At 65.4% G+C, this 15187-nt stretch carries 16 protein-coding genes and 1 riboswitch; of the genes, 8 read left to right on the top strand and 8 right to left on the bottom strand.

Annotation, left to right across the window (positions count from 1 at the left end; genetic code table 11):
• Positions 1 to 92: 92 nt before the first annotated feature.
• Positions 93 to 1292 (bottom strand): aminotransferase class I/II-fold pyridoxal phosphate-dependent enzyme, encoded by a 1200-nt coding sequence (locus IP68_RS02755; protein ID WP_054133434.1) that lies wholly within the window; start codon positions 1290 to 1292, stop codon positions 93 to 95.
• A 48-nt stretch (positions 1293 to 1340) separates the two neighbouring features.
• Positions 1341 to 1583 (bottom strand): acyl carrier protein, encoded by a 243-nt coding sequence (locus IP68_RS02750; protein ID WP_054133433.1) that lies wholly within the window; start codon positions 1581 to 1583, stop codon positions 1341 to 1343.
• A gap of 236 nt (positions 1584 to 1819) precedes the next feature.
• Here IP68_RS02750 and IP68_RS02745 point away from each other — a divergent pair, with 236 nt between their 5' ends.
• Entirely contained in the window at positions 1820 to 2320 is a 501-nt protein-coding gene (locus tag IP68_RS02745; RefSeq protein WP_231683640.1) for a Pycsar system effector family protein, read from the top strand.
• On the opposite strand, the gene IP68_RS02740 is transcribed toward IP68_RS02745, so the two are convergent.
• The 3 genes from IP68_RS02740 to obgE all read right to left on the bottom strand — a co-directional run bounded on the left by IP68_RS02740 (position 2313) and on the right by obgE (position 5612).
• Positions 2313 to 3224, bottom strand: coding sequence for an NAD(P)-dependent oxidoreductase (locus IP68_RS02740; RefSeq protein ID WP_054133432.1), 912 nt, complete (start codon positions 3222 to 3224; stop codon positions 2313 to 2315). The genes IP68_RS02745 and IP68_RS02740 overlap by 8 nt on opposite strands.
• Complete coding sequence (gene proB, locus IP68_RS02735) at positions 3221 to 4360, bottom strand: glutamate 5-kinase (protein ID WP_054133431.1); 1140 nt, start codon at positions 4358 to 4360, stop codon at positions 3221 to 3223. Before proB ends, IP68_RS02740 begins: the two co-directional genes overlap by 4 nt.
• A 193-nt stretch (positions 4361 to 4553) precedes the next feature.
• Positions 4554 to 5612, bottom strand: coding sequence for a GTPase ObgE (obgE, locus tag IP68_RS02730; RefSeq protein WP_054133430.1), 1059 nt, complete (start codon positions 5610 to 5612; stop codon positions 4554 to 4556).
• A 147-nt stretch (positions 5613 to 5759) separates the two neighbouring features.
• Between obgE and clpS the strand changes: the two genes are divergently transcribed.
• Both clpS and murA read left to right on the top strand, forming a co-directional pair.
• Positions 5760 to 6173, top strand: a complete 414-nt coding sequence (gene clpS / locus IP68_RS02725) for an ATP-dependent Clp protease adapter ClpS (RefSeq protein ID WP_054133429.1) — start codon at positions 5760 to 5762, stop codon at positions 6171 to 6173.
• Between the two features lie 57 nt (positions 6174 to 6230).
• Entirely contained in the window at positions 6231 to 7514 is a 1284-nt protein-coding gene (gene murA / locus IP68_RS02720) for a UDP-N-acetylglucosamine 1-carboxyvinyltransferase (protein WP_054133428.1), read from the top strand.
• 121 nt (positions 7515 to 7635) lie between these two features.
• On the opposite strand, the gene IP68_RS02715 is transcribed toward murA, so the two are convergent.
• Together IP68_RS02715 and IP68_RS02710 are read right to left on the bottom strand one after the other, a co-directional pair.
• The gene (locus IP68_RS02715; protein ID WP_054133427.1) at positions 7636 to 7911 is read right to left on the bottom strand and encodes a ribbon-helix-helix domain-containing protein; all 276 of its coding nucleotides are present in this window, start codon (positions 7909 to 7911) and stop codon (positions 7636 to 7638) included.
• Entirely contained in the window at positions 7908 to 8354 is a 447-nt protein-coding gene (locus IP68_RS02710) for a DUF1801 domain-containing protein (protein WP_054133426.1), read from the bottom strand. Before IP68_RS02710 ends, IP68_RS02715 begins: the two co-directional genes overlap by 4 nt.
• A 43-nt stretch (positions 8355 to 8397) precedes the next feature.
• A riboswitch (yybP-ykoY riboswitch) is annotated at positions 8398 to 8579 on the top strand.
• Positions 8580 to 8608: 29 nt separating this feature from the next.
• Here IP68_RS02710 and IP68_RS02705 point away from each other — a divergent pair.
• A complete protein-coding gene (locus IP68_RS02705; protein WP_054133425.1) occupies positions 8609 to 9184 on the top strand; it encodes a TMEM165/GDT1 family protein in 576 nt (191 codons plus the stop codon).
• A gap of 8 nt (positions 9185 to 9192) precedes the next feature.
• On the opposite strand, the gene IP68_RS02700 is transcribed toward IP68_RS02705, so the two are convergent.
• Positions 9193 to 10275 (bottom strand): tetratricopeptide repeat protein, encoded by a 1083-nt coding sequence (locus tag IP68_RS02700; protein WP_054133424.1) that lies wholly within the window; start codon positions 10273 to 10275, stop codon positions 9193 to 9195.
• Positions 10276 to 10456: 181 nt separating this feature from the next.
• Between IP68_RS02700 and IP68_RS02695 the strand changes: the two genes are divergently transcribed.
• The 4 genes from IP68_RS02695 (at position 10457) to IP68_RS02680 (ending at position 15137) form a co-directional block, all read left to right on the top strand.
• Entirely contained in the window at positions 10457 to 11674 is a 1218-nt protein-coding gene (locus IP68_RS02695; RefSeq protein WP_054133423.1) for an argininosuccinate synthase, read from the top strand.
• Positions 11675 to 11682: 8 nt separating this feature from the next.
• Positions 11683 to 12138: a DUF3429 domain-containing protein gene (locus IP68_RS02690; RefSeq protein WP_054133422.1), complete on the top strand. Its 456-nt coding sequence runs from the start codon at positions 11683 to 11685 to the stop codon at positions 12136 to 12138.
• A gap of 1012 nt (positions 12139 to 13150) precedes the next feature.
• Positions 13151 to 14620 carry a hypothetical protein gene (locus IP68_RS02685; RefSeq protein WP_156317914.1) on the top strand — a complete coding sequence of 490 codons (1470 nt, stop codon included), beginning with the start codon at positions 13151 to 13153 and terminating at the stop codon, positions 14618 to 14620.
• Between the two features lie 40 nt (positions 14621 to 14660).
• Positions 14661 to 15137, top strand: a complete 477-nt coding sequence (locus IP68_RS02680) for a hypothetical protein (RefSeq protein ID WP_156317913.1) — start codon at positions 14661 to 14663, stop codon at positions 15135 to 15137.
• Positions 15138 to 15187 lie beyond the last annotated feature (50 nt).

Here is a 15187-nt window from a genome sequence, read left to right as displayed (position 1 = left end):
GACAGGGGTGGGCTTGGGAGCACCACCTTGGCGTTCAGGCCCACCCCGGCCTTCGGCCACCCCTCCCGCAAGCGGGAGGGGAGAGGGATCTCTCAGATAACCCCGACGTCCTTGCCCGCCGCTTCGAAAATTCCCAGGATCTGCGTCACCTGTTCGCTCGAATGTTCGGCGCACAGCGAGCAGCGCAGCAGCGTCATGCCCGCAGGGGTTGCCGGCGGGCGCGCGAGGTTGACGTACAGCCCGCGGTCGAGCAGCGCCTCCCACATCTGGGCACCTTTCAGCATGTCGGTCATGATCACCGCGATGATGCCGCTCTGCGCTTCGGGTGTGCCAAGCTGGAACCCGAGGTCCCGCAGGCCCTGGTGCAGCCGCTTGGAGTTTTCCCAAAGGTGTGCGCGCTTGTTGCCGGCGTGCATCAGTTTGCGGATGCTGGTCGCGGCGGTCGCGACCACCGACGGCGGCAGGCTGGCGGTGAACACATAGGGGCGGCAGACGAGCCGCAGCACTTCGAACTTGGGGTGGTTGGATACGCAGAAGCCGCCGACGGTGCCGACCGACTTGCTGAACGTGCCGATGATGAAATCGACATCGTCCATCACGCCCGCCGCTTCGGCAACGCCGCGGCCGTTCTCGCCGATAAAGCCCATCGAATGCGCCTCATCCACCAGCACCATCGCGCCTGCAGCCTTGGAGATGGCGACCATTTCCTTGAGCGGCGCAATATCGCCGAGCATCGAATAGACGCCTTCGAGCACGACCAGCTTGCCCGCCTCAGGGGGCAGGCGCTTCAGCCGCTTTTCCAGCGCCTCGACATCGTTGTGCCGGAAGGCGACGATCTGGGCGTTGCCCAGCGCACAGCCGTCATAGATCGAGGCATGGCTGTCGATGTCGAGGATGATGTAATCCTCCTTGCCTGCCATGGTCGAGATGATGCCGAGGTTCGCCTGGTATCCGGTGGAAAAGACCATCGCATGGTCCATCCCGTAGAATTCCTTGAGCGCCTCTTCGCAGTCGCGGTGTCCGGCGTAGGTGCCGTTGAGCACGCGGCTGCCGGTGGTGCCCGATCCGAAATTGTCGAGCGCGGTCTTGCCGGCGTCGAGCACATCGGGATCGAAGGTCATCCCCATATAGTTGTAAGTGCCCAGCAGGATCGTTTCCTTGCCGTTGCACATCGCCACGGTGGGCGATTTGACCGATTCCATGACCAGCGCATAAGGATCGCGCACGCCGTGCGAAAGCAGCGCCTCGCGCTCGCCGATCAGGGCGTCGAACTTGGAAAACAGGTCGGTCATGGGGTCATTCTCTGTTGGGGGCAGGCAGGCGAGAAACAGCAGATGGGGTCAGGCGGTGAGTTTTTCCACCGCGGCGACCAGTTGGCCGACGGTTTCGATCTCCGCCTGCATGTTCATGGTGATGATGATGTCGAATTCATCCTCGATCGCGGCGACGAAATCCATGACGGTCAGGCTGTCCCACTCCAGATCACCCGCAAAGGTGGTGCCATCGGTCAGCGCGACGCCCTTTTTGTTGAACGGCTCGATCTGCGCGGCGATGCGCTCATAGGTGGCGGTGCTGTCGGTCATGGGTGTCTTTCGTCGATCAAGTGTGGGCACCGCCTTGCCCCGCGATTGCGGCATAAACGCGGCAGTATGTGGAAGCCTGAAGGCCAGTGCGGCGGCGCTTGTCAAGCACGGCGCGTCTATGTCATTAATCTGTAATGGAAGAGGGGGCCAAAGCAGCGCGAGTCGAAACGCCGAGACCGGCGATTCCCACCCCATGGCCGCAGACCCCGCACACCTTTTCGCCGCATGCCATCCACTTGATCCGCACATCGGTTCAGACCAATCTCGCATTGAGCCAGATGGCCGACCAGAAGGCGAGCATCCTGATGGGCGCGACCTTCGTGGTGTTCACAATTTCGGTCGGCCAGGCGCGCAGCGGCAACTTCACGCTGCCGCTGATCGTGCTCGCGCTGTTCGCGTTCCTCTCGGCGATGTGCGCGGTGTTCGCCATCCTGCCCTCGGTGCGCGGAACCCCAACGCCCAAAGCCAATGTTCCGCCCGGATCGACCAACTTCATGTTCTTCGGTAATTTTTCCGCGATGGCGGAAGATGACTTTGCCGATCTGGTGATCGACCAACTGCACACCGACGAGACAATCTTCCGCACCATGCTGCGCGATGTCCACCAGAACGGCATGGTGCTGCAGCACAAGAAGTACCGCTATCTCGGCCATGCCTATCGCATCTTCCTGATCGGCCTGTCGCTGACCTTCGCTTTGTTCCTGGTCGAGCTGGCGCTGGGCCGCTCGCTTATTTGAGCCAGCCCTGGGCACGATACCAGCGCGCGGTGTCTGCCAGTCCCTGACGTGTCGGTATCTCGGCACTCCACAGTTGCGACGGGGGTTTCCGGTCCGGATGGGCGGTCCAGTCGCTGTGCGCGATGTAGCGCGCCCGGTCGGGGGTCAGCTTCGCCGCCTTGCCGCGCAGCAGCCGGTCGCCCTGCGCGGCCAGATGCAGCGCTAGCTTGGGCGTGCTGAACGCGCGGACCTTGCGCCCCACCGCATCGCCCAGCGCATCGGCAAAATCCTTGTGGCTCCAGCCGCGCGGGGCACCGTCATCGACTTCGTGGATCGCGTTCGCATCACCTGCACCGCCCGCAAGCCGCACCAGCAGCGCGGCGAGATCGGCGACATGCACGACCGACATCCGCCCGCCCGGCGGCAACATCACCACGCCGCGCGCCGCCATCCGGAACAGGTCGAGCATCTCGGTATCGCCCGGGCCATAGACCGCGGGCGGGCGCACCATCTGCCAGTCGAGCCCGGATGCGACGACTCGCGCCTCGGCCTCGGCCTTGGACCAGCAGTAGTTCGACAGGCCAGGCTCGCGTGCGGCGAGCGACGAGACGTGAATGAACCGCGCAACCCCAGCCGCCTTCGCCGCCGCCAGCATGTTTTCGGTGCCGGTGATGTTGCCCGCGATGAAGCCCGCGCGGTCGGGCGCGTTGACCACGCCCGCGATATGCAGCACGCAATCGGCGCCGATGCACAGCTCGGAGAGGCTTTCAGGGTCGTCCAGCGCGCCTGGTACCCAGATTACGCCTTCGCGTTCCGGCTGCGGACGGCGGGTCAGCGCGCGGACCTGGTGACCGCTGGCCAGAGCCGCATCGATGCTCGCACCGCCGACAAAGCCGGTCCCGCCGGTCATCGCGATCACGCTCACAACAGCACCATCTGATCGCGGTGGACCAGCGCACTGCGCGGCGCATAGCCGAGCACCTCGGCGATCGCATCGCTGCGCAGCCCCATGATCCGTGCCGCATCGCCAGCGTCATATTCGGCCAGCCCCCGCGCGATCGTCTCTCCGCTTGCGTTCAGGATCTCGATCACGTCGCCGCGCACGAACTTGCCGTCCACGGCGGTGGCGCCCGCGGCGAGCAGGCTCGATCCCTTGGCGAGCGCGGCTTGCGCTCCTGCATCCACGGTGATCCGCCCGCGCGCGGTCATGCGCCCCGCCAGCCACAATTTGCGGCCCTTGCCCTGCGGCCCGGCGGTGAACACTGTGGCTCGGCCGCCCGCCGCCAGCCTGGCGAGCGGGTGGTCGTGCGTGCCGTTGGCGATGGCGAGGTGCGCGCCCGCGCTGGTCGCGATCCGTGCCGCCTCGAGCTTGGAGAGCATACCGCCCGATCCCATCCCCGATGCAGAGCCGCCATCGGCCATGGCGCGGATCCGCGCATCGATCCGCGCGACGCTCTCGACAAGCTTGGCCTCGGGGTCGTTCTTCGGGTTGGCGGTGTAGAGCCCGTCGACGTCGGAGAGCAGCACCACGCCGCCAGCGCCTGCCGCCTGCGCGATGCGCGCGGCGAGCCGGTCGTTGTCGCCGAAGCGGATTTCCTCGGTCGCGACCGAATCATTCTCGTTGATCACCGGCACCACGCCCAGCGCGATCAACCGGCGCAAGGTTGCCGAGGCGTTGAGGAAGCGCCTGCGATCTTCCAGATCGTCGAGCGTGACCAGCATCTGCGCGGCGGTGATGGCATGATCGCCCAGCAGTTCGGCCCAGCATTGGCTGAGCGCAATCTGCCCGGTGGCGGCGGCTGCCTGCGCATCCTCAAGGCTGGCGCGGCCGCCCTTGGGCAGCCCCAGCCTCCGTGCGCCCAGCGCGATCGCGCCCGAGGAGACGATGACGATGCGCTGCCCGGCCGAGGTCCGCGCGGCGATGTCGTCGACCAAGGACGCCAGCCATTCGCGCCGGACCGTCCCGTCGGGCGCCACCAGCAGCGCCGAGCCGACCTTGACCACCAGCACCGGACAGGCGGCGGCAGACAGCAGGGCGGCGGGGGAAGGGGCGTGGGTCATCGTTCAAATCCCGTTTTCCGGCGAAAGCGGCACCAAGTGAGTTACAGGCGAAACAGACGGTCTTCCATCCCCGTCATTCCCGCGAACGCGGGAATCCCGCTTTTTGCCTGGCCAGCTTTAGAAGCGGGACCCCCGCGTGCGCGGGGGTGACGAGAGAAAGGCACGATATTGCAGAACCACGGCTTGTAGCCGCTCAAACCGGAGACCAGACCCCCGGCTCGCTGTCGGCATTCGGATCGACCCCTTCGGGCTTTTCGGTCGCGGTATCGCGCGGCAGATATTCGAGCAGTGCGTCGAACAGCGCCTCGATCCCCGCGCCGGTCGCCGCAGAAATCGGGAACACGCGTTCCGCACCCGCTGCCAGCACCTCGTCGGAGAAATGCTGCATCAGTTCGTCGTCGAGCAGATCGCCCTTGTTGAGCGCCACCAGCCTCGGCTTTTCGTCAAGCCCGGCGCCGTAGTTGGTCAGCTCGCCATTGACGATGCGCATCGCCTCGAGCGGATCGTCGCCATTGGCATCGATCAGATGGATGAGCACCTGGCAGCGTTCGATATGACCCAGGAACCGGTCGCCGATCCCTGCGCCTTCGGCCGCGCCCTCGATCAGCCCGGGGATGTCGGCGAGCACGAACTCGCGGTTCTTGTGCTGGACCACGCCCAATTGCGGACGCAGCGTCGTGAAGGGATAATCGCCGACCTTGGCGTGGGTGTTGGTCACCTGGTTGATGAAGGTGGACTTGCCCGCATTGGGCAGGCCGACAAGCCCTGCATCCGCCATCAGCTTCAGCCGCAGCCAGACATACATTTCCGCGCCTGGCCAGCCCGGGCCGTGCTGGCGCGGGGTGCGGTTGGTGCTGGTCTTGTAGCTGAGGTTGCCGCGCCCGCCATCGCCGCCGCGCAGCAGTGTGATCCGCTGGCCTGCATGGGTGAAGTCGGCGAGCACCTCTTCCTTGTCCTCGCTCAGCACCTGGGTGCCGACGGGAACCTTGATCACCAGGTCCTCGCCGCCCGCGCCGGTGCGGTTGCGACCCATGCCGCCGGTGCCGCGCCGCGCCTTGAAGTGCTGGGTGTAGCGAAAGTCGATCAGCGTGTTGAGGCCGCTGACCGCTTCGAAGATGATGTCGCCGCCCTTGCCGCCGTTGCCGCCGTCCGGACCGCCATATTCGACGTACTTTTCGCGGCGAAAGGACACCGCGCCCTGTCCGCCGGTACCCGAGCGGATGAAAATCTTGGCTTGATCGAGAAAATGCATGGGGCCGCCCCTAAAGGAAAGGCATGCAAAACGCCAGAGCCAGCGATCACAGGGGCCGGGCGTGCGTCTGCCTGCGGCGCTGGATCGCCTCAAATTGCATGGGACCCCTTGCCTGCGGCCAGCGAAATACGATATTCGCAATCATCTATGCATCCTCAGACCCCCACCCTTGCGCCGCGCCTGGCGCCCCTGACCCTTTCTGCGGCGGGTGGCAGGTTTGCCGTGCACGCAGGCCCGGACCGCGAGGACGGGAATGACGATGGCCCGCCCGATATCGGCATCGCGGTCAAGACTCGCGCCAAGTCGAAGAAGCCCAGCCAGTACAAGGTGCTGATGCTCAACGACGATTACACCCCGATGGAATTCGTGGTGCTGGTGCTCAAGCGCTTCTTCAGCATGAACATGGACGAGGCGACCCGGGTGATGCTCCACGTCCACCAGAAGGGCGTCGGCGTGTGCGGCATCTTCACGTATGAGGTTGCCGAGACCAAGGTTAACCAGGTGATGGACTTCGCTCGCGAAAACCAGCACCCGCTGCAGTGCACGCTCGAGAAGGTTTGACACCGCAAGCGGCGTTGCCCCCCTTGCACCCGGTGCCGCAGGCGTTAAACAGCGGCGATGGACAAGATCATCATTCGCGGCGGCAAGCCGCTCTCGGGCCGTATTCCCATCTCCGGAGCCAAGAACAGCGCGCTGACGCTGTTGCCGTGCGCGCTGCTCACCGATGAGCCGCTGACGCTGCGCAACCTGCCGCGGCTCGCCGATGTCGACAGCTTCGGCCATCTGCTCAACCAGCTCGGCGTCTCGACGATGATCGAAGGCGCGCGGCCCGAGGATTTTGGCCGGGTGATGACGCTGCGCGCGGGCCGCGTCACCGCAACGGTCGCGCCCTATGACATCGTGCGCAAGATGCGCGCCTCGATCCTGGTGCTGGGCCCCTTGCTGGCGCGCGCGGGCGAGGCGACGGTCTCGCTTCCCGGCGGCTGCGCGATCGGCAACCGCCCGATCGACCTGCACTTGAAGGCGCTGGAAGCGCTGGGCGCGGAGATCGAGATCGCTGCGGGATACGTCACCGCGCGCGCGCCCAAGGGCGGGCTTCCCGGCGGCGACTTCGGCTTTCCGGTGGTTTCCGTCGGCGCGACCGAAAATGCGCTGATGGCCGCGGTGCTCGCCAAGGGCACATCGACGCTGCGCAATGCCGCGCGTGAACCCGAGATCGTCGACCTGTGCAACCTGCTGGTGGCGATGGGCGCGGTGATCGAGGGCATCGGCGGATCGACCTTGGTCATCCATGGCAAGGACCGGCTGCACGGCGCGACCTATCGCGTGATGGCCGACCGGATCGAGGCGGGCAGCTATGCCTGCGCCGCCGCGATCACCGGCAGCCCGCTCGACCTGATCGGCGCCAGGCTCGACGAGATGGAAGCCACGATCGCCGCTTTGCGCCAGGCCGGCGTGCATGTCGAGGAAATCGCCGACGGCATCGCGGTGCGGCCCAATGGCAAATTGCAGGCGCTGACCCTCTCGACCGCGCCGTTCCCGGGCTTTGCAACCGACATGCAGGCCCAGTTCATGGCGATGCTGTGCATGGCCGAAGGCACCAGCATGCTCACCGAGACGATCTTCGAGAACCGCTACATGCACGTGCCCGAACTGAACCGCATGGGCGCACATATCGATGTCAAGGGCCGCACCGCGGTGGTGCACGGCGTCAACCGCATGGTCGGAGCGCCGGTGATGGCGACCGATCTGCGCGCCTCGATGAGCCTGATCATCGCAGGGCTTGCCGCCGAGGGAGAGACCGAGGTCAACCGCGTGTACCATCTCGACCGCGGCTATGAGCGGCTGGAAGAGAAACTGCAGGCAGTCGGCGCGGATATCGAGCGCGTCGGCGGGGATTGACGGGCGGGCTGGCTCATCCCGCTCTCCCCTCCCGCATGCGGGAGGGGCAGGTCCGGCTTGCCGGACCGGGGTGGGCCTGAAACGTTCCGAATCTCAGGCCCACCCCGGCCTCGGCTGCGCCTCAGCCACCCCTCCCGCCAGCGGGAGGGGAGAGGGTTTCGACAAGATCGCGCACCAGCCACAGCCGGATCGCGCTCGCGAGGTTCGGCGGGTCGTCCGCCTCGATCCGTTCGACATCGATCCGGGCCACCAGCGCGTTGAGCGGCAGCATGCGCGCCTCGGCGGCAGCCTTGAGCATGTCCCAGAACAGGGGCTCCAGGCTGATCGAGGTGAGATGCCCCGCAATCTGGATGCTGCGCTTGACCGGGCCGCGATAAAGGTCGTCGGTGGAGATCATCCGGGCGGGTAGAGCCGGTTCATTTCGGCGACATTGGCCGCGATGATCTGTTCGAGCACGCCCAAGTCGATCTGGTCAAGCCGGTTCACATAGAGGCACGACTTTTCCATCTTGTGCTTGCCAAGCCGGGCCAGCAGCGCCTCTTGCTGCGCAGCGGCGGCGCCTTCCAGATCGCTGCACATCAGGTAGATGCTGTGCTTGCCCTTGCGCGGGGCAAAGCCCGATCGCATCGATGTGCCGCTGCGCCCGCTGTCATAGGTATAATGATATTCGCCAAAGCCGATCATGCTCGGCCCCCACATCTTCGCAGGCTCGCCGGTCACACGCTGGTACAGTTCCAGCAGGGCCTGCGCTTCCTCGCGCCGCCGGTCGGGCTCCAGCGCGGCGATATAGCCTTTCACATCGGCATCGGTGGCCACGGTCTTGTTGGCTGCATCCGCCATCTTGCATCCCCCATGATCAAGGCCTAAAGACTAGCACGTCTGATGGGGAGTAGCCAACCGGTGCGGTGCACCGGTCCGCGCGTCAACACACTTGGTCGAGAGGCCATGGTGCGCGGGTTTCCGGACCTTTTTCGAGGCCCGGCTTCCGGCAAGACCGATGACACCTGATCCCATTGTCCGGCCGGGCAGGGGGAAAGGTGTTGTTGCGTTTTTGCTTGAAACCCTGCTGCCCGGCCCCGGAAGTGATCCTGCTTATGGAAGCCTTTCTCGCCTCGTTGTCACTCGTTGCGCTCGCCGAAATGGGTGACAAGACGCAGCTGCTCGCCATCCTGCTCGCCGCCCGGCTGCGCAAGCCGGTGCCGATCATCGCTGGCATTCTGGTCGCAACACTCGCCAACCATTTCCTCGCGGCCTTGCTCGGCCAGCAGATCGCAGGCCTGCTCGACAGCCCCGCTTTCCGCTATGCCATCGCGGCGGGTTTTGTCGGCATGGCGTTGTGGGCGCTGATCCCCGACACGTTCGACGAGGACGACCAGCCCAAGGCGCGCAGTGCAGGCGTGTTCGTCACCACCCTGATCGCTTTCTTCCTCGTCGAGATGGGCGACAAGACCCAGATCGCCACGGTCGCGATGGGCGCGCATTACCAGAACGTGATCGCGGTGACAGCGGGCACCACCCTGGGCATGATGATTGCCAATGTGCCTGCGGTGCTGCTGGGCCACAGGATCGAGCGCATCCTGCCGATCCGCGCGCTGCAGATCGGCGCAGCTGTGCTGTTTGCAGCGCTCGGGCTTTGGGTCGCGGCGCAGACGGCGGGCTGGGTCGGATAACCGGCGGTTCAGCCGTCGCAGTCGTTCCAGTAATCCTTGTTGGTGGTGCAGCTGCGCAGTCCGCTATAGTGATTGACGGTACACACAGTCTTCATCGGGCAGGCCTTGAACGGGCGAGGGCGATAATCGCGCGTCGGCGCTGCGGGACGACTGTAGATCGCTGCGGCCTGGGTGCGCAGCGGGGTCATCTGCGACCTGATCGAGTCGTCGCCGTTCCGGATCGCATAATCCATCCAGTACAGCACCTCGGTCTCGTACTTCATCGCGTCCTTGGATTGCAGCAGCGATGATGCCGCCATCACCGCGCCATAGACCTCGCCCTGTTCGGCCATGCTGCGCGACAGCCGATAGGCGAGGTCGAAGTCCTTCTTCGTCCCGCGTCCCTCGCTGATCATCGTGAAGGCCATGATCGTCGAATAGACATGACCGCGCTCGGCTGCCTGGCGGAACAGGTCGAACGCCTTCTTCTCGTCCTTCTTCACGCCCAGGCCTTCGTGATAATAGATGCCCGCCCGGTGCATCGCGTCGACATGGCCGGCCGCGGCGGCCTGCTCCATCATCCTGACGCCGCCCTTGATGTCTTTAGTCCCATAGCCGCCCTGCGCCAGCAATGTGCCGTAGATGTACATGCCCATCGGGTCGCCCCCGGTGGCCGAGGCGCTGATCAGGTCGAGCCCCTGCGACTTGGGAAGGTCGCTGAAGAAGCCCGAATACACCGACAGCCCCACCTCCAGCATCGCGCTGGCGTCCTTCTGCCTGTCGATAAAGCGCCGCGCGATCTTTAGCCCGTCCGGGGTCGAGATGACATGGTTCACCGCCTTGTCGAGCAGCGGCTGCGGAGGGGCGGGGCAGGGCGCAGGGGCGTTGGACGCGTTTTCGTGCGCCCGCGCCCAGGCCTCTTCGTCCGCGGATATCGCCGCGCCCTTGTCGAGATCGTTGATCAGCCGGTCATAGGCGACATGGCAATCGGTGCGCGGCTGGTGCAGCCGTTGCGGATCGGGGGCCGATCCGGCGGTCAGCGTTGCGGGCTGCGCAGCAAGAACCAGGGCCAGGCCAGCGCCTGCGGCAATTCGGGCAAATCGGGAGAGCATGGTCGAGGCATCCTTGGAACCAGCCTTGTGGCTGGAAGGTGGCTTGCGACCTTGAGGCCAAGGCTAGAATCGCGCCGTGCCCAAGTCAACATCACCGGCATGGCGCACTGCACACTTGCCCCTGCTGTGCCGCGCTGATAGTCGGCGCGCGAGCACCTACATCAGCAGAAAGTCCGCTTGCATGACCCAATCCGTCAACCGCGTCGTTCTGGCCTTTTCGGGCGGGCTGGATACCAGCGTCATCCTCAAGTGGCTGCAGCAGACCTATAATTGCGAGGTCGTGACCTTCACCGCCGATCTCGGCCAGGGCGAGGAGCTGGAGCCCGCACGCGCAAAGGCGCAGATGATGGGCGTGAAGCCTGAGCACATCTTCATCGACGACCTGCGCGAGGAGTTCGTCAAGGATTACGTGTTCCCGATGATGCGCGCCAATGCGGTCTACGAAGGCACCTATCTGCTGGGCACCTCGATCGCGCGTCCGCTGATCGCCAAGCGCCAGATCGAGATCGCCAAGATGGTCGGCGCAGATGCGGTCAGCCATGGCGCGACCGGCAAGGGCAACGATCAGGTGCGCTTCGAACTCGGCTATTACGCGCTCGATCCCGATGTGAAGGTGATCGCTCCGTGGCGCGAATGGGACCTTACCAGCCGCACCAAGCTGATCGAGTTCGCCGAGACGCACCAGATTCCGGTGAGCAAGGACAAGCGCGGCGAAGCGCCGTTCTCGACCGACGCCAACATGCTGCACACCTCGTCCGAGGGCAAGGTGCTCGAGGACCCGTGGGATGAAGTCCCCGACTATGTATATTCGCGCACCAACCACCCCGAGGATGCGCCCGACACGCCCGAATATATAACGATTGATTTCGAGCGCGGTGACGGCGTGGCGATCAACGGCGAGGGCATGAGCCCTGCGACCCTCCTCGAAAAACTCAACGAGTATGGCAAGACCCACGGCATCGGACGGCTGGATCTGGTCGAGAACCGCTTTGTCGGTATGAAGTCGCGCGGCATGTACGAAACGCCGGGCGGCACCATCTATCACATCGCGCACCGCGGCATCGAGCAGCTGACGCTGGATCGCGGCGCTGCGCACCTCAAGGACGAGCTCGCCCCGCGCTATGCCGAGCTGATCTACAACGGCCTGTGGTTCAGCCCCGAGCGCGAGATGCTGCAGGCGGCGATCGATCATAGCCAGGCGCGTGTCACCGGTACCGTGCGGCTGAAGCTCTACAAGGGCAACGCCTGGGTCGTCGGCCGCAAGTCGCCTTTCTCGCTGTACAGCGAGAAGGTGGTGACGTTCGAGGACGATGCCGGCGCCTATGACCAGAAGGATGCCGAAGGCTTCATCAAGCTGAACGCGCTGCGCCTGCGCCTGCTGGGCCGCCGGGGGGCCTGAGCGCGCTAATGGAGCGGGCAGAGGGCACGAACCGCACTCTGATGCAGGTGCTGACCTATGCAGGGGCGCTGCCGTTCCTTGCGGGCGCGTCGTGCCACATCACCGGCTATGGCGATGTCAACGCGGCCAATCTCACCTGCTACTGGGCGTTCACCATCCTGATGTTCATGGCGGGCACGTTGTGGGGCATTCAGGTGGTGGCGCCGCAGAAGGTGAGCCCCAATCTGCTGATCGCCAGCAACGTCGTGGTGCTGGGCACCTGCGCTGCCTTGTGGTTCGTGCCGTTCAACGAGGCGGCTTTGCTGTTCGCGATCGGATTCGGCGTGCTGCTGTGGCTCGACCGCCGCGCGATGGAGGCGGGGGCGACCGACATGGCCTATGGCACGATGCGCGCCCGCGTCTCGGCGATCGTGATTGCGTGCCTGGTGCTGATCGCGGTCGTGCCGATGGGGACGATCGGCTGACCGGATCCGGGCCGCGCTGGGCGAATCGCCCGTCCGAGTCCTGCTCGCTAACCCTGTTTGTTACACGTGCGTGAAACAAACCATCAGCCCGACTTTAATCCATTGTTGTCCACCATTTTATCCACAGCGAACCCGTGTTGCCTGTGGATAACTTGCGCAATTTTGCTGGCTGCGACTCGGATGTCGTGACACCTTTGTGAAGTCGGAAGGACAGACGGAAAGCGGACTGAAGACCGAGAAAAGCGTTGAAATACAGCAATGTAGATCGTGCTTTGAAGGTCGGAGAGTACGCCCGCCAGGCAGGCCAGCGATGGCAGGTCGGGCGCGAGAGACGGCAGGTGTTATGCACAGGCCAGACATAGGCGGAAAAAGCCGCCCCGCAGCAGAAATGGTGCAGGGATGGGCAGTCCACCGAAGGTCCGAATGAAGAACCGATGATCGGCAGGCAGGCGAAATGCGGGACGCAAGTCCGGGCTGGAGCAGCAGGCCGGTGCGATGCCCCGGGCTTTGCAAAATGCGGGTCAGGACAACCGGTTAACGCGCATGATCCTTCGGGATGGTGCTGCCGGGCCGGATGACTTGAAACGGATGCGCAGAAATGGGGTGTCAGGCAGAGCGCGGACCCGGGTCCATCGGTCTTCGGACCACATGGCACCGGGCCTCGCGCGAAGCCGGACGCTTGGGAAGGATCTTCAGGACCGAAGTGGCAACTTCAGCAATGCAGCTGTCGCAACCGCAAGCCTGAAAACGGATACGTCGGCCCAGCCGCTCGCGGCGCAGCAGACGGACCATTTTGAGGCGGGAAACCGCCTTCGGGGCTCCGGCCAAAAGGACCGGTTGATCAGATCAGGCGCAGTGGGGGCCGACAGCAATGTCGGCCCCCGTTTTGCGTTTGGGCCCTAGGCAGCCCCGATCGCGTCGGCTACCCAGCACCCAGGGCTCTGGTCGAGCATGCCGGACGGTGCGCGGCACCGGCAACGGGCCAGGGGGAGCGGCAAGAGGTGCGGTCGCAATGATCAGTCGATTGGGATCGGGCGGCGGCGCTCTGGTGGCCGTGGCGCTGGCCGGGGTCGTCGCTGCGACCCTGATCGCCAACCAGCCGATCCGCTTTCCGCTCGACGATGCCTATATCACCATTGCCAATGCCCAGCAGATCGTCACCGGCGCGGTGGACAGCTATGGCTACACCCGCCCGACCGGCGCGACCAGCCTGGTGCACATGCTGCTGCTGGTGCCGCTGGGCCTGGTGATGGCCTGGCCTGCCGCCTCGCTTACCCTGGCGATGCTCGCGGCGTCGGCTTATGTCCTTGGCCTGTATCAGGCGCTGCTGACGATCAGCGGCCATCGCGGCGTCGCGATCCTCGGCAGCATCGCCGGGTTCGCAGGCATCAAGCTGTGGTACCAGCTGATGAACGGGCTGGAGACCGGGTTTGCCATGGCGGCGGTGATCTGGACCGTTTATCTCGCGCAGTTTCCCGACGAACCGGCGCGGCGCCGATGGCTGGCAGGGCTGATAGGGGTGCTGCCCTTCATTCGGCCTGAACTTGCTCTGCTGACCGCCGTGCTGGCGATCGCCGCAGCAGCCAGACTTTACCGCCAGCCGGCGCAGCTGGCGCGGCTCGCCGCGCTGACGCTGGGCGTTGCGGCGCTGCTGGCGGCGCTGGCCTGGGCGGCGACGGGCGAGCTGATCCCGCAGACCGCGGGCGCCAAGGTCGCGTTCTTCGGCGATGGCGGGCTGTCGCTGCCGGACCGGCTGCTGATCGTGCTGCTGTCGGTCGCCACGGCGCCGCTTGGATGGGTGCTGCTCGGGCTCGGGGCCTTGCCGCTGGTCCGCGAAGGCTGGGCGCTGCTGGCGTTTGTAGGCGCCTATCTGCTCGCCAGCGCGCTGTCGCTACCCAGCGGGCTGATGCACAACGAGCAGCGCTATCTGTTCATTTTCGTGCCGCTGGCGCTCGCGGGCTGGGCGGCGCTTGCCGCGCGCGCGGACGTCATGCGCGGCAGGGCCCCGATGATCGTCTCGGCGGGCGCCGCGCTGATGATCGCCAGCTTCTTCCTTGGCGGCTGGAGTTTCTATCGCGACAGCCTTCGCATCACCGCGGATCAGGAGCAGCTTGCCACCTGGGCGAAGCGCAACCTGCCGCGCGATGCCCGGGTGCTGATCCATGATGCGGGCTATTTCGGCTGGCAGACCGATTTCGCGCTGGTCGATGTGGTGGGGCTCAAATCCCCCGATTCGATCGCCGCGCATCGTCGCTGGACGCTGCCGTCGGCGGGCAAGGATCGCGGCCGCGCGGTCGACGAGATCGCGCGCAAGGCACGCGTCACGCATGCGGTGATCCTAGACCGACCCTTTTGGGGCGACATCGCCGGCTATCTGCGCAAGGCAGGCTGGCAGCTCGAGCCGCTGCGCGCGGGGCCCGATGCCGACTATCACGTCTACCGACTCACCCCGCCGCAGCAGCGGGCGGCGCGGCGGGAGTGATGGGCAACGCGATCACGAGGGGGCTGAAATGAGGATGCGGATGGCGCTTAAGCAATCGATGGTGCTGGCAGGGCTTGCGGTAGTGGGTGCATCCCCCGCGGTCGCGGCAACGGCAACGGTAACGGCAGCCGAGCTTGGCGCGGCCCAGCGTTATGTCGAAAGCATCTATGCCCGGCTCCCGGGCGATTTCGACTATCGCTCGGTTCGCTACACGCCTGCGCTCAAGGCGCTGATCGCCAGGGACGATGCCTGCGCCGCAGAGGGCGGCGGATATTGCGTGATCGATGCCGTCCCGTTTTGCGACTGCCAGGACACCGGCACGGACTACAGGGTTGTCGGCAGCACCGTCACCGCGATCGGCAGGTCGGGCGCGCGCGTCACCATCAACATGCGCAACGGCGGCAAGGTGCGCTACGCGGTCGACCTTACTTTGGCCAAAGGCGTTTGGTACGTCGCGGATATCGCCACTCCGGGGACCCCCAGCTTTGTCGCCAAGCTGAAACAGGGGCTGCGCTGATCACGCAGCGCGCGTCCGCGCCGCAACGGTTCGTCACATTTCGGGCGGGC

This window comes from Blastomonas sp. AAP25 (assembly GCF_001295965.1).
Classification (GTDB): domain Bacteria; phylum Pseudomonadota; class Alphaproteobacteria; order Sphingomonadales; family Sphingomonadaceae; genus Blastomonas; species Blastomonas fulva.
Note: the sequence above shows the minus strand (reverse complement) of the source record. Positions and strands in the feature narration are given on the sequence as shown.